The 14,485-nt window shown below is 62.6% G+C and carries 13 protein-coding genes; 11 read left to right on the top strand and 2 right to left on the bottom strand.

The features are described 5' to 3' along the window. Positions 1 to 3 precede the first annotated feature (3 nt). Both BM173_RS07420 and BM173_RS07415 read right to left on the bottom strand, forming a co-directional pair. The gene (locus BM173_RS07420) at positions 4 to 303 is read right to left on the bottom strand and encodes a phosphopantetheine-binding protein (protein WP_090479434.1); all 300 of its coding nucleotides are present in this window, start codon (positions 301 to 303) and stop codon (positions 4 to 6) included. Positions 304 to 340: 37 nt separating this feature from the next. Beyond that, complete coding sequence (locus BM173_RS07415; RefSeq protein WP_245755811.1) at positions 341 to 1,327, bottom strand: GNAT family N-acetyltransferase; 987 nt, start codon at positions 1,325 to 1,327, stop codon at positions 341 to 343. On the opposite strand from BM173_RS07415, the gene BM173_RS07410 reads away from it, so the two are divergent. The 11 genes from BM173_RS07410 (at position 1,320) to xrtA (ending at position 14,474) form a co-directional block, all read left to right on the top strand. Beyond that, complete coding sequence (locus BM173_RS07410) at positions 1,320 to 2,873, top strand: acyl-CoA ligase (AMP-forming), exosortase A system-associated (RefSeq protein ID WP_090479431.1); 1,554 nt, start codon at positions 1,320 to 1,322, stop codon at positions 2,871 to 2,873. The genes BM173_RS07415 and BM173_RS07410 overlap by 8 nt on opposite strands. Further along, complete coding sequence (locus BM173_RS07405) at positions 2,870 to 4,096, top strand: pyridoxal-dependent decarboxylase, exosortase A system-associated (RefSeq protein WP_090479428.1); 1,227 nt, start codon at positions 2,870 to 2,872, stop codon at positions 4,094 to 4,096. The genes BM173_RS07410 and BM173_RS07405 overlap by 4 nt, the downstream gene beginning before the upstream one ends. Positions 4,097 to 4,255: 159 nt before the next feature. Beyond that, positions 4,256 to 4,897 (top strand): XrtA/PEP-CTERM system exopolysaccharide export protein, encoded by a 642-nt coding sequence (locus BM173_RS07400; protein WP_090479425.1) that lies wholly within the window; start codon positions 4,256 to 4,258, stop codon positions 4,895 to 4,897. Between the two features lie 15 nt (positions 4,898 to 4,912). Further along, positions 4,913 to 6,433 (top strand): XrtA system polysaccharide chain length determinant, encoded by a 1,521-nt coding sequence (locus BM173_RS07395; RefSeq protein ID WP_090479422.1) that lies wholly within the window; start codon positions 4,913 to 4,915, stop codon positions 6,431 to 6,433. A gap of 4 nt (positions 6,434 to 6,437) precedes the next feature. Further along, entirely contained in the window at positions 6,438 to 7,466 is a 1,029-nt protein-coding gene (locus BM173_RS07390; protein ID WP_090479419.1) for a P-loop NTPase family protein, read from the top strand. A 4-nt stretch (positions 7,467 to 7,470) separates the two neighbouring features. After that, positions 7,471 to 9,111 (top strand): preprotein translocase subunit YajC, encoded by a 1,641-nt coding sequence (locus BM173_RS07385; protein WP_245755810.1) that lies wholly within the window; start codon positions 7,471 to 7,473, stop codon positions 9,109 to 9,111. Positions 9,112 to 9,124: 13 nt separating this feature from the next. Continuing rightward, a complete protein-coding gene (locus tag BM173_RS07380) occupies positions 9,125 to 10,321 on the top strand; it encodes an XrtA/PEP-CTERM system-associated ATPase (protein ID WP_090479417.1) in 1,197 nt (398 codons plus the stop codon). A gap of 20 nt (positions 10,322 to 10,341) precedes the next feature. Next, positions 10,342 to 11,214, top strand: coding sequence for an XrtA system polysaccharide deacetylase (locus tag BM173_RS07375; protein WP_090479415.1), 873 nt, complete (start codon positions 10,342 to 10,344; stop codon positions 11,212 to 11,214). Further along, positions 11,211 to 12,272 (top strand): FemAB family XrtA/PEP-CTERM system-associated protein, encoded by a 1,062-nt coding sequence (locus BM173_RS07370; protein WP_425438801.1) that lies wholly within the window; start codon positions 11,211 to 11,213, stop codon positions 12,270 to 12,272. The genes BM173_RS07375 and BM173_RS07370 overlap by 4 nt, the downstream gene beginning before the upstream one ends. A gap of 2 nt (positions 12,273 to 12,274) precedes the next feature. Then, on the top strand, positions 12,275 to 13,489 hold the full coding sequence (locus tag BM173_RS07365; RefSeq protein WP_090479412.1) for a TIGR03087 family PEP-CTERM/XrtA system glycosyltransferase: 1,215 nt from the start codon (positions 12,275 to 12,277) through the stop codon (positions 13,487 to 13,489). After that, complete coding sequence (gene xrtA, locus BM173_RS07360) at positions 13,479 to 14,474, top strand: exosortase A (RefSeq protein ID WP_245755809.1); 996 nt, start codon at positions 13,479 to 13,481, stop codon at positions 14,472 to 14,474. Before BM173_RS07365 ends, xrtA begins: the two co-directional genes overlap by 11 nt. The last annotated feature ends 11 nt before the right edge of the window (positions 14,475 to 14,485 follow it).

Here is a 14,485-nt window from a genome sequence, read left to right as displayed (position 1 = left end):
CGCTCAGCCTTCGATGACCTTGGCTTCGGCAAAGGCCAGGAGAGCGCCGTAGGTCTCCAGCATTTCTCCGTCGACGTCGTCGTCTTCGATGATGATATCGAGGCGGTCTTCCATCTCGGTAAGGAGAGTTGCGACGGCCATGGAGTCGAGTTCCGGCAGGTGGCCGAACAACCCGGTATCGCCGTCGAATTCGGCAACCTGCTCGGGATCGAGTGCCAGCACGTCGGACATGATGGACCGCAAGGCGGTATCGATGGCGGTGCGGCTCGGACCGGTCGGCTCGGATGTGGCGGTTTCGCCCATAGGTCTGAAAGGTTCCCCTCTTGAAGCGGAGGCCGCCTTAGCCTCGCGCCTTGCGCGGTGCAAGGCGGCCCAGCATCCGCTTGGCAAGGGCCGGCCAGGCAGCCGGTTGCCGGATGTCGAGGCAGGTAAGGTGGAAGCGAGGGCGGCACTCCTCCATCCAGTCGCGTTTGTAGGGGTCCGAACCCGTCCCGAAGTCGATCAGGTCTACGCGATCGACGTCGATCGCATATTCGAACAGCGCCGCGGTGAGGACAGTGCCTGCCGAATAAGGCTCCGCGCTCTCGAGGTGGGCGAGCTTATGGATGGAGGCGACACCGTTTTCGACGCTCCAGAACTGCGCTGCAACGGGTTCACCGTCGACCCGTGCGATGCCTAGACGGTAGGCTCCGCGACTGTCTTCCTGCCGTGCAAATGCCTTCAGGATGTCGGCCCGCACCTCACGTGGTTTCCAGCTCCTGTCATAGATTTCTTCGTAAGTTTCCCACTCATCTTCATGGAATGAATGTGAAATTTCGATATCGACCTTGGCTGCCTTGCGCTTGACTGTCGTTTTCATCCGGCCCGGACGCGCGTTCCAGTATTGGGCGAAGCTGCGTCCCTGGACGTTTAGGATGTGGTTCTTATCGCACTGCTCGCCATGCACGGACCAACCTGCATGCTCGAAAGCTTCGCATAGCTCTTCGTAGCACCCGTCTTCCGCCGCTAGCGGGTACAGGTCGAGGCGATGCGTGGTCTTCTTCAGGTCGTGGGCGATCTCGACGAGAATGCGCGATGTATCGCCGCTGCTGGCAAGCGGTTTCCAGGAAAATGCGAACCAGTTCGTGAGCGGCTCGAGACCCTTTTGCCCGCGCGTCAGCGAAAGGGCGACGGTCCTCTCCCCGTCGGTGCCGACAGCGACCAGCGACGCCGCGCCATGCGATTCCAGCAGGCGGTACCATTCATATCGGTCGAAAGGTCCGGCTTCCGGGCTGCCGAGCCCTTGCAGTTTTGTAACCGTGTCGTGATAGCTGACCGTGATGACCACCGGTAACTCCCCGCCTGGATCGCCCAAGCCTGATCCCACGTCGCAACCGTTGGATCAACTCGCCGAGCTTGGCGATGCACAGTCACGCGCTCTCGTATTGCGGGACAAGGTCCTGACCTATGCCGACTTGCGCGCAGGTGTAGCGCTGCTTGCAGGATGGCTGGCGAGCAAATGCGAAGTGGGATCGCGTGTCGCAAGCTGGGCCGCGAAGGGAGAGCTGACCTGTCTCCTGCCACTCGCGGCAGCGCGCGCCGGCATGATCCATGTACCTATCAATCCCCTGCTCAAGCATGGGCAGGTTGCGCATATCCTGCGGGACAGCGGCGCCTGCCTGCTGATGGCGACGCCTGCGCGGCTCAAATCGCTGGAAGAAGGCGATATCCCGCCGAATTGCGAAGTAATCGCGGAGGACGATGTTTTCGGGCTGGCCAGTGCTGCCGGCCAGTCGCTGGGTCCTTCGGCTCGCGACCCGGAAGACCTCGCTGCGATCCTGTACACCAGCGGATCCACCGGAGCGCCCAAGGGCGTAATGCTGAGCCATGCGAACCTGTGGCTGGGCGCGGTTTCGGTCGCCCACTACCTTGGCATGGAAGCGGATGATGTAACGCTCGCCGTGCTTCCCTTGAGCTTCGACTACGGGCAGAACCAGCTGCTCAGCACCTGGTACGCAGGCGGCTGCGTCGTCCCGCTCGATTACCTGTTCCCCAAGGACGTGGTGAAGGCCTGCGCCAAACATGCCGTGACGACCCTTGCGGCCGTACCTCCGCTCTGGGTGCAGCTTACCGAGGTCGAATGGCCTGAAGAGGCTGTCGCATCGATGCGCCGGATGACGAACAGTGGTGGGGCATTGACCGAAGACTTGGTCGCAGACCTGCGGGCGATGTTCCCCGAAGCAAACCTGTTTCCGATGTACGGCCTGACCGAAGCGTTCCGGTCGACATACCTCGATCCCTCTCTAGTAGACACGCATCCGACCTCGATGGGCCGGGCCATCCCGTTCGCGGAGATCCTGGTGATCGACGATAGCGGCGCTCCTGCGGCTCCTGGCGAAGAAGGCGAGCTGGTCCACTGCGGCCCCCTTGTTGCCCAAGGTTACTGGCAGGATCAGGCCCGTACCGCCGAACGGTTCAAGCCGGCTCCCGCTTTTTCCAGCTTTGGCAGCGTTGCCGTTTGGTCCGGCGACAGGGTCAGGCGCGACCATGACGGCCTGCTGTATTTCGTCGGTCGACGCGATGCGATGATCAAGAGCGCGGGAAACCGCATCAGCCCGCAGGAAATCGAAAGCGCGGCGCTGGCGACGGGACTGGTCGCAGAGGCGGTCGCTTTCGGTATCGCTGACGCCAAGCTGGGCCACGCGATACACCTTGTTTCGCGTCCCGAGGGGGAGGGGGCTCTCGATGAACTGGAGAAGCAGTTGAAACGCCAGCTATCGCGCGAATTGCCCAATTTCATGCAGCCTCACGTCTATCACTGGCGGGATACGATGCCGCTCAACCCGAACGGCAAGATCGACCGGACCGCGCTGAAAAGGAAGCTGGAGGCATGAAGCCGACCGGTCCGATACCCGCAGGCTTCGAAGCCCTGGACGGTGAACTTGCCCTCGGCGGTGTTCGCGTGTCGGAGATGGAAGCAAGGGCAGGGCGTACGCCGTTCTTCGCCTATTCCAAGTCCCTGATCGCGCAGAGGATCGCGGATCTGCGTGCATCTCTGCCCCAGCGTATCAAGGTCAATTACGCAATCAAGGCAAACAGTTACGCACCACTTCTCGAATTGATATCGGACCTTGTCGATGGTCTCGACATCGCCTCGGGCGGCGAATTACAGATGCTGCAGGACCTCGGTGTCGACGGTCGCCGCATCAGCTTCGCCGGACCGGGCAAGCGCGACGCCGAACTGGAAGCTGCGATCGCCGCCGGGGTAACGCTGAACCTGGAAAGCGAGAATGAGGCATCGCGCGCGCTGGCCATTGCGGAGCGTATCGGGAAGACGCCCCGACTCGCAGTGCGGGTCAATCCGGATTTCGAGCTCAAGGGATCGGGTATGAAGATGGGGGGCGGAGCCAAGCCCTTCGGTGTCGATGCCGATCGCGTTCCCGCGCTGATCCGGACGATCGTCGACGCAGGCTGCGAATGGCGGGGGCTGCATATCTTCACCGGCAGCCAGGCCTTGAGTGCGGATGCCATAATCGAGGCGCAGGCCAATATCCTCGCCCTGGCCGACAGGTTGGCGCAAGAGGCTGATGTCGCCTTGCCCAAGCTCAACATGGGCGGTGGCTTCGGTATTCCCTACTTCCACGGTGACGAGCCACTCGATCTCGATCCTGTGGGAGAAGCCTTGTCCAAACATCTGCAAACACTTCCGAAATCTTTGCAGGATGCAGAGCTTTTCGTGGAACTTGGCCGTTATCTGGTGGGGGAAGCCGGGGTCTACGTCACCCGCATCGTCGACCGGAAGGAAAGCCACGGACAGACCTACCTCGTGACCGACGGTGGCTTGCATCACCAACTGGCCGCATCGGGCAATTTCGGCACCGTCGTTCGGCGGAACTACCCCGTCGCGATCGCCAGCCGTTTCGACGAGGAGCCTACGGAGGATGTGAACATCGTGGGTTGCCTGTGCACACCGCTCGACAGGCTGGCCGACAAGGCTTTCCTCCCGCGTGCGGAAGTGGGCGACCTGGTGGCGGTGTTCTGTGCGGGCGCCTACGGAGCGAGCGCTTCTCCTAGCGCATTTCTTGGTCAGGGCCCGGCTGCAGAAGTCCTGATTTGAGACACTCTGATAATTCGTGCTAAATCCTAGCGATTCCGCGCGTTCGCGGGTCTATGACTAACGGTATGTTCACCTTTTTCGCGCAAGAAGCGGGGCGAATTTGGGAAGGTGCGTTTGTAGCGTTCGCTGCAGGTGCATCCACTATCAGGGATTTTCGGAATGCAATCGTCGCGATCTGCCGCTCTCGCTCTCGTCCTTGGCGCAGGCGTTTCCTTGGGCGGCTGTGCCACCACCGGTGGTGAAGAGCTGCCGCCGGCAACCTTCGTGTCCGCCCAGGAAGAGCCGGGTGCGGAATACATCATCGGACCGCTCGACGAGCTGACCATCCACGTGTGGCGCAATCCGGAACTGGGTGCGGAAAACATCCAGGTGCGCCCCGATGGACGTATAACGATCCCTCTGGTCAAGGACCTTGCTGCAGTCGGCAAGACGCCTTCGGAGCTGGAAGAAGACATCCGGGCGCAGCTGAGCCAGTATATCGAAGAACCGCTCGTGTCGGTCATCGTCAACGAGTTTGCGGGCACTTTCAGCCAGCAGATCCGCATTGTCGGCGCGACGGAGAAGCCTGCTTCGCTGCCGTATCGCGCGAATATGACCGTGCTCGACGCCATGATTTCGGTCGGTGGCCTCAGCGAATTTGCCGCGGGCAATCGCGCCAAGCTGATCCGGTTCGACAAGAACGCCGGAACGCAGCGGGAATATGCGTTGCGCCTTACGGACCTGCTCAAGCGCGGCGATAGCGATGCCAACGTGCTGCTCCAGCCCGGAGATGTCATCATCATACCGGAAAGCGCCTTCTAAGGCGGAGCAGGGGGCATGCAGGACATCATCGACCAATTTCGCAGCGCGCTGCACACGATCTGGAACCGCCGCTGGATAGCGCTTGCGGTTGCCTGGGGCGTGTGCGTGCTGGGCTGGATGGCTGTCGCCCTGATCCCCAACAGCTACGAGAGCCGTGCGCGCATTTTCGTGGAACTGGAAGATGTGCTGGGTGAAGAGCTGCAGATCGCAAATGGCGGCGAAGAAGCGATCACGCGGGTTCGCCAGACCCTGACCAGCACGACCAATCTTGAGAAGATCATCCGCTCGACGCGATTGGGCGACAAGATCCAGACCGATCTCGAAATGCAGAACGCGGTTGCGGACCTGTCCGAAAATATCCGTGTCAGCCTGCAGCAGGAAAACCTGTTCGAAATCACCGCGACCATCGGGCGGAGCGGGTTCTCCGATGCGGAAAATGCAAAGCTTGCGCAGGAAGTCGTCCAGCGCATGATCGACCTGTTTCGCGAACAGAACATTGCCGACAACCGCGGCGATGTGGCGCAGACGATGATCTTCCTCGAGCAGGCCCTTGAAGAGCGCAAGGCCGAGCTCGAAGCGATCGAGGAGCGTCGCCTCGCCTTCGAAGCTGCAAATCCCGAAGCCGTTGCCGGAGCGGGTGCGAGCGCCATGCGCCTCCAGACGATGCGTAGCGAGATGCGCAATGTCGATTCTGATATCGCCGCTGCGCAGAGTTCGCTTGCCGCCATCAACGGCCAGATCGCAGGCACTCCGCGTACTATCGTGACCGCAGGCGCCGGGGGCGGCCCGCAGGGCGCGTTGATCCAGGCGGAATCGCAGCTCGCAGCGATGCGCGCACGCGGCCTGACTGACAACCACCCCGACGTCGTAGCCCAGCTTCGGCAGGTAGAGGCGCTGCGGCAGCAAGCTAGCGCAGCACCGGCCAATTCCGGTGGCACGATCAATCCGGCCTATAGCTCGCTGGTATCAATCCGTGCAGAGCGACAGGCCAACGTGCAGGCTCTTCAGGCCCGCAAGGTTGCCCTGCAGTCCGATATCACGGCCCTGATCGCCTCGCAGGCCTCCGAACCGGCAGTCGCTGCCGAGGCCCGCCGCATCAGCCGCGATTATGAAGTCCAGAAAGAGAAGTACGACGAGCTTCTGCAGAGCAGGGAGCGCATGCGTGTCCGCGGCGATTATGAAACCAACCGCAACTCGTTCCAGTTCGACGTGATCGACCCGCCGATCCTGCCGCAGACACCTGCAGCACCCAACCGGCCACTTTTGCTCGTGGGCGTCCTGATGGCCGGTCTTGCAATCGGAGCGGGCGTCGCCTTCATCCTTGGCTTGCTGCGTTCAAGCTTCACCACGGCCGAACGGCTCGAAAGTGCCCTGGACCTGCCGGTCATCGGCACGATTTCGCGATCCATGACCGATGCAGCTGCAAGGCACCAGAAATTGAGACTGAAGCAGTTCTTTGCCGGTAGCGGTGCGCTTGCCGCACTGTGCCTGCTGCTGCTGGTCGTCGAGATCGTGCAAGTAAGCTCGGTTGCGTGAGGAGATGAGCGTGAACAAGCCCACCAAGCTTTCTCCTGACGGCAAGGCTGACGCGAAGGACAAGCGCGATTCGCTGCTCGAAAGGGCGAGCGGTGCCTATGGCTTGGACAAGCTGGCACCCGCTGCCGTTCCGGTCATGCTCGACGCCAATGCCAAGAAGAAATTCGCGCCTGCGCGCAAGCCCGCACAGGAGCCCGCGCCGGTGGAGCGGCGAGATGAGACGAGGACACAGGCAGAGCCGAGGGCGCAGGCGGAGCCCGCAATGGAAGGTCGGCGCCGTAGCGATGCGCACCCTGCGGTCCAGTTTAGCGGTGAAAAACATCCCGTTTCGCGTGAGCTTCTGCGCGAGCAGGGCCTTATCGATCCCGACGGCGGCGCCTCGCGTCTGCTGGAGGAATTCCGGATCGTGAAGCGCCAGGTCCTGGCTTCCGCACGCTCCGAAGGGACTTCCGTCGCAAGGCGCGTGCTGCTCTGCTCGCCGCATCCGGATGAGGGCAAGACCTTCTGTGCGCTGAACCTGGCGCTGGCCATGGCCGCAGAGCGTGACAGCGAAGTCCTGTTGATCGATGCCGATTTCGGGAAGCCCAGCATCCTTTCCAAGCTCGGCCTCTCCAGCGATACCGGTTTCATGGACGTGCTGGCCGATCCTGCCAGCCACGTGGAAGATCACGTAATCGGCACCGACATTCCCGGCCTCTGGGTGCTTGGGGCAGGCGCGCGTACGGGGCGTGACAGCGAGTATCTCGCAAGCGAGCGGACGTGGGAAGTCCTCAACCGCCTCACGCGCGGTACACCGAACCGCATGATCGTTTTCGACAGCCCGCCGGCACTGGCGGCGACGCCTGCGAGCGAGCTGGCGAAGCACGTCGGTCAGGCGCTGCTGGTCGCCCGCGCCGACGTGACCGGCCAGGTTGCGCTCGAAGATGCGATCGACCTGCTTTCGGCGTGTCCCGACATCCGCCTCTTGCTGAACGATGCCACGTTCAGCCCGAGCGGCCGCAAGTTCGGTAGCTATTACGGGTACGGGGATTAAAGGCGTGACCCGCCTCTTCGCTCTTCTTGCGACAGTGCTTGCGCTGTGTGCGGCCCCTGCGGCTGCACAGGGCTATGGCAATGGCGAGCGCGAGGAAGAACGCTCGGGCGCGGTCGAGCGGACACGGATCGATCCCTACATCGAAGCCTCGCAGATTTTCACGTGGCAAATGTCGCCGGGCGACGATGTCGTCACTTACACGCAGGTCGCTGCCGGTGTGGACGCCCAACTGCGCGGACGGAACAGTGGGGCTGCCGTCTCTGTGCGCTACGAGCGTAATTTCGCCTGGGATGACAATGCCCGCGATACGGACCGCATTACCGGGATCGCGCGCGCCTATACGGCCATCATCCCGCGCACCCTTCAGGTCGAGGCGGGCGCTCTAGCCAGTCGGACGCGCACGGCCGGGGCGGGCGGGTCCGTTATTGCCCCGATTATCGGCGACGACGACACGACCACTAAGACCTATTCGCTCTATGCAGGACCTACGCTGACGACGCGCGTGGAGGATGTTCAGATCGATGCGAATTACCGCATCGGCTATACCCGGATCGACGGTCCGGATTTCGTGACATTGCAGGGCGACGAAGTCGATCTGTTCGATGAGAGCGTCTCTCACTCCGCAATGGTGCGTGCGGCAACCTCGCCGGGAATGCCTTTCCCTGTCGGCGTGGGAGTGGGCGCAGGCTTCTACCAGGAAGATATCGACAATCTCGACCAGCGGGTGAGGGATGCCTTCGTGCGCGGCGACGTAACCATTCCGGTTTCGCGCACGCTCGCGATCGTGGCCGGTGCCGGCGTTGAAGATGTCGAGGTCTCGTCGCGAGATGCGGTGCGCGATGGCGATGGCAATCCGGTTATCGGTTCGAACGGCCGCTACCTGGTCGACGAAGGCAGCCCCCGTCGCATCGCCTACGAGGCCGACGGCCTCATCTGGGATGTCGGCGTTATCTGGCGCCCCAGCAGCCGCACGCAGCTGCAAGCCAGTTTCGGCCGTCGCTATGACAGCGATACCTTCTACGGTAGTTTCAACTGGCAGCCGAACAGCAGGTCCAACGTGTCCGTAGGTGTTTACGATTCGCTGCAGGGTTTCGGCGGGCGCGTGAACGATGCGCTGGCCGCGCTTCCGACCGATTTCGATGTGCTGCGCGATCCCGTTTCGGGCGATATCACCGGCTGCACCAGTCCTACGGTGGGCAGCAATTGCCTTGCCGGCCTGCTCGGCTCGGTCCGCTCTTCGGTGTTCCGCGGACGCGGGGCGGTCGCCAGTTACTCGCACCGCGTCGGGCTGATGATCGCCGGGATCGCTGCCGGATACGACAATCGCAAATTCATCGCCGCGCAGGGCACCGTGCTGGCTGCGGCGAACGATGTGGTGGACGAGACCTATTACGTAACCGCCGGGGTCAGCGGACCTATCTGGGAAGGCAGTTTCAGCGTGAACACCTTCGGCAGCTGGTTCGACAGCGGTGTTGGCGAATTCGGCGATACCTTCTCCTACGGAAGTTCCGCCTCCTACTACCAGTCGATCTGGCAAAACCTTTCCGCACGTGCGGCGATTTCCATCTATGCCGTTGATTCCGAACTCAGCGAGACGGATATTCGCGCGGCAACCGCGCTTCTCGGCCTGCGCTACGATTTCTGATAAGGACGCCCTGATGTACGAGGAATTCTACGGCTTAACCGAGCGCCCTTTCCAGCTCACCCCCGATCCCGCTTTCTATTTCGAGAGCATCACCCACAAGAAGGCGCTGAGCTATCTCGGCTATGGCCTCAACCAGGGTGAAGGCTTCGTTGTCATCACGGGTGAAGTCGGCGCAGGTAAGTCCACGCTGGTTGCGCATCTCAAGCAGAAACTCGACGATCGCCGCATGACGGTGGGCGAAGTCGTGACCAGCGCACTCGACGGCGAGGAGATGATCCACGTCGCAGCGCGTAGCTTCGGCCTCGATGTCGAAGGCGGTGACAAGGCGAGCGCGCTCGCCGCAATTGAGCTGTTCCTCCATGAAGAAGCGCGCGGCGGCCGCCGTGTCCTGCTAATCGTCGACGAAGCGCAGAACCTGTCCATTGGCGCGCTCGAAGAATTGCGGATGCTGTCGAACTTCCAGCTCGGTTCGCACCCGCTGCTGCAAACGCTCCTGCTGGGCCAGCCGGAATTCAAGCACCTGCTTGCCCAATCGGACGAACTCGAACAGCTACGCCAGCGCGTGATCGCGGCACATCATCTGGAGCCCATGCAACCGGGCGAGATGGAGCCTTATGTCACCCACCGGCTCGAGCATGTTGGCTGGACTGGCAATCCCGAGTTCGCCAGCGCGATCTGGCCGCGCCTCCACAAGGCCACGCTGGGGATCCCGCGTAAGGTCAACCAGGTTATGAACCGCCTGCTACTGATGGGCTCGCTGGAAGAGCAGTCGATGCTCGAAGTCGATATGCTCGACGCGGTGATCGAAGAGATGAGCGGAGACGCTTCTCCCGAAGTGCAGGAGGCCCCGCAGCGTGCGCGTCCGGATCGTAACCTGCCCGCGTCGGATGCGATCGCCAAGGCACGGACGGAATCTGCCCCGGCGATGACCCAGGCCGATACGGCGGCGCGCAAGAAGGGGCTGCTCGATCACCAGATCGAAGCGATCGAAGGCGCATTCGCCCAACGGGACAAGCACATGGCGGCGCTGCGCCGCGAGGTGGAAAAACTTGCCGCCGCCAAGGATAGTGGCGGTGCTCTTCCGGAAGACATCGACCAGCGCCTCTCCGCCATCGAACAGCGCCTCGACGACCAGGAACGTTCGCTGCGTCACGTGCTGACGATGATGATCGACTATTTCGAGTCGACCGGAACCCGCGAAGCGGCGTGACGGCGTCGGAGGGGGCGTCCATGAAACCGGGAAAAATCGTCAACGGCCTGTCGGTCGACGTCGAGGACTGGTTCCAGGTGGGCGCTTTCGAAAAGACCCTCAAGCGCGAGGACTGGGACGGGCTGGAATTGCGCGTCGGCGACAATGTGGCGCGCATCCTCGACCTTTTCGACGAAGCTGGGGTCAAGGCGACCTTCTTCACGCTTGGCTGGATCGCCGAGCGCAACAAGGCCGCCATGCGGGCTATCGTCGAGCGTGGTCACGAACTCGCCAGCCATGGCTATGACCACACGCGCGTGTTCACCTTCACGCGGCGGCAGTTTTCCGACGATCTCGTGAAATCGCGCGCCATCCTCGAGGACGCGGGCGGGTGCACGATCACCGGCTATCGCGCGCCGAGCTTCTCCATCGATGCGCGCAACGCCTGGGCTCACGAGGTTCTGGCCGAGCATGGCTACGCCTATTCCTCCAGCGTCGCGCCGGTGGTCCATGACCACTATGGTTGGCCTGACGCCCCGCGCTTCGCCTTCAATCCGGTAGCGGGTAGCGACCTCGTCGAAATTCCGGTGACTACTGCCGTACTCGCCAACCGCAGGCTGGCGGCGGGAGGAGGAGGCTTTTTCCGCGTGCTTCCCTATGGGTTCAGCCGCTGGGCCATCCGGCAGGTCAATCGGGAGGAAGGTCGTCCGGCGATCTTCTATTTCCACCCATGGGAAATCGACCCCGAGCAACCGCGCGTTGCCGAGGCGCCGCTGCGCTCGCGGCTGCGTCATTACACCAATCTTTCGCGGATGGCGGGCAAGCTGGGCGACCTGCTCGGGGATTTTGCCTGGGGTCGCATGGACGAGCTCGCCCGGATCGAACGCCCGCGTGCCATGGATTGGGCTGCGTGAATGCGCCTGTCGCCATGAATGTATCGGTCGCGCTTGCAAATCTCGCCAGCGCGCAGGATTGCGCGCGTATCGAGGATTTCGTGCGCGACCGGGAAGGTACCATCTTCCAGCGTCCCACTTGGCTGGCCGCGATAGAAGCGGGTACCGGGCAGACGGCCTTGGGACTGGTCGCCGAGCGCGGCGGGGTGATGTGCGGGTGGTTGCCGCTAAGCGATGTCCACTCGCCGCTCTTCGGCAGGGCGCTGGTATCGAGCGGTTTCGCGGTCGGGGGAGGTCCCCTGTTTGCCGATGAGCGGGTGCTCGAGGCGCTGCTCGCTTCCGCTGCCGAACTCGCCATGCGCAACAGCGTCCCGACCATAGAGCTACGCTCATCAGAAGCGGTCGAAGGCTGGGACCGGATCGAGGGTCGGCACGCCGGCTTCGTCGGAAAGCTGGCAAGCGACGACGACGCACAATTGCTCGCCATCCCCCGCAAGGCGCGCGCGGAGGTTCGCAAGGGCTTGGCGAACGATCTGGAGGTCACTGTCGGTCGCAGCGAGCAGAATCTGGAGGCGCACTACCGGTGCTATTCCGAAAGTGTCCGCAACCTCGGCACGCCGGTCTTCCCGCGCAGCCTGTTTGCGGCGGTAATCAAGGCGTTCGGGGACGACGCGGATATCCTCACGGTGTCGCACGAAGGCCGCCCGATTTCGAGCGTCCTGTCGCTCTATCACGATGGGGCGGTCATGCCCTACTGGGGCGGCGGGCGCTGGGAAGCGCGAAGCCTGCGTGCGAACGAGCGCATGTATTACGAACTGATGTGTCATGCCCGTCGCAAGGGTATGGAAAGGTTCGATTTCGGCCGCTCCAAGACCGGTAGCGGTCCCTTTGCATTCAAGAAGAACTGGGGCTTCGAGCCGGAGCCGCTCACCTATCGGCGCTGGAGCGCGCCGGGGGTTGAGGCCCGCAATATCGACCCCACCGACGAAGGCTATTCGGCCAAGATCGAGCTTTGGAAGAAACTGCCCCTCCCGGTCGCGAACCTGATCGGCCCGTGGATCGCACGCGGATTGGGTTAGGCATGGGCGAAATCCTCTTCCTTGCGCACCGGATGCCCTTTCCGCCCAATCGCGGTGACAAGATCCGCTCGCATCACCTTCTCAAGGCCCTGGCGCGCCTTGCGCCCGTGCACGTCGGCACCTTCGCCGAAACTCAGGAAGACCGCGATCATCATGGCGAGCTGTCTGCTATCGCGGCGTCAATCCATATGGCGGACAGGACCAAGCCCCTGGTGCTCGCGGGCATTCAGGCGGTCTTGTCGGGCAAGCCGGTGAGCCTTGCAGCCTTCCATGACCGCGGCTTGCAATCCTGGGTCGAACAAACACTTGCCGCGCAACCCATCGACACCGTCGTGATATTTTCGGGTCAGATGGGCCAGTACCTCCCCGATAGCTTCGATGGACGCGTGATCATCGACCTTTGCGATGTCGATAGCGCGAAGTTCGAAGCTTATGCCGAGGCGGGAAACATGGCCTGGATCAACGCGCGGGAGGGGCGCTTGTTGGCCGCCGAGGAAGAGCGTCTCGCCCGACGCGCCGATGTGACGGCCCTGATCAGCGAGAGCGAAGCGGCTCTCCTGCGTTCGCGAATTTCCCCTCGGGCGGAAGCGGATATCCGTGTCTTCGGCAATGGCGTCGACACGCAATTCTTCGATCCGGCGACCGGTCTTGACCAAGCGCCATATGACCATCGAGGGCCAAATCTGGTCTTCACGGGCCAGATGGATTACGCCCCGAACGTAGCGGCGGTGGAGCGGTTCACCCACCGAGTGCTGCCGGAACTCGCAGCCAGGTACGACGCGCAGTTCCACATCGTCGGACGTGCGCCGACCGATAGCGTTCATGAACTCGGTAAGCTCCCCGGTGTCACGGTTTGGGGCGGGGTGCCGGATATGCGACCGTTTCTCGGCGCGGCAACCGCTGTAGTCGCGCCTCTGTCCATCGCGCGCGGGGTGCAGAACAAGGTCCTGGAAGCGATGGCGATGGCACGGCTGGTTGTCCTGTCGGAAGAAGCCGCAACCGGCATTCCTGCGCAGGATGGTCAGCATTTCCTGATCGCGCGAGATGACGCTGCCATGGTTTCGAAATTACGGGATCTGCTCGAAGGTCGTCGCGATGGCAGGGCAATCGGGGCAGAGGCGCGGCAATTCGTCGCGAACGAAATGAGCTGGGAAGCGATCTACGAGCAGGTGGCCACTCTCGTGCAGCCCGATGGTAAGAACAGCCGTGCAGCTTGACGTCGCTTCTGCCGAAAGCCCGACACAGGAAGGGCGGAGCTGGTCGGGCGTGGTCCTGCGCGTGCTTGTCGCATGGGCGGCCCTCTTCGCACTCACATTCCGCGAATGGACGCGCATGGCGCACCAGTGGTGGAACATCGACACATACAGCCACATCCTCCTCATCCCGGCGATTATCGCGTGGCTGGTGTGGTTGCAGCGCGAGGAATTGCGCAAGATTCGCCCCTCGGCGGGCTGGATCGGGGTCGCGTGGCTGGCTCTCGGCCTGGTCGTCTGGCTTGCAGGGCGTGCACTCGACATCAATCTGATTGCGCAGGCAGGGACGCTGGCCGCATTCCAGGGCGCAGCTATGGCCATGATCGGCACGCGCGCCAGCCTCGTCCTCGCCTTTCCGCTGTTCTATTCCTCATTTCTGGTGCCCTTCGGCGACGAGATCATCCCGCAGCTTCAGGCGATTACCGCACACATCACCACTTGGCTGACGGTCGCGAGCGGGATCGAAACGGTCTCGGACGGTATCTATATCGACACGCCTGCCGGACTGTTCATCGTTGCCGAGGCCTGTTCCGGGGTGAAGTTCCTGATCGCGATGGTAACGCTCGGCATTCTGGTGGCACACGCCTGTTTCACCAGCTGGAAGCGGCGGTTCTGGTTTCTGTTTGCCTGCGTAGTCGTGCCGATCATCGCTAACGGCGTAAGGGCGTGGGCTACCATCTTCATCGCGCAATATGTCGGCGCGGAGGCGGCGGGCAGCTTCGACCACATCGTCTATGGCTGGTTCTTCTTCGGCATCGTGATCGCGCTGGTGCTGGGCGTGGCGTGGCGCTGGTTCCAGCGCGACCCGGAAGATGCAGGGTTCACTGCTGAAGAGGCTACCGGATTCCTGGCCATCGTGCGCTTCGACGGCGCACCCACGGCCATGCATGTCGGCCTGGCTATCGCAGCGGTGCTAATCGCTTTTGCCGTTCTGGTGCGTCTGGTCTAGGGCACTCCGCC

This window comes from Qipengyuania nanhaisediminis, assembly GCF_900115585.1.
GTDB lineage: Bacteria > Pseudomonadota > Alphaproteobacteria > Sphingomonadales > Sphingomonadaceae > Qipengyuania > Qipengyuania nanhaisediminis.
Note: the sequence above shows the minus strand (reverse complement) of the source record. Positions and strands in the feature narration are given on the sequence as shown.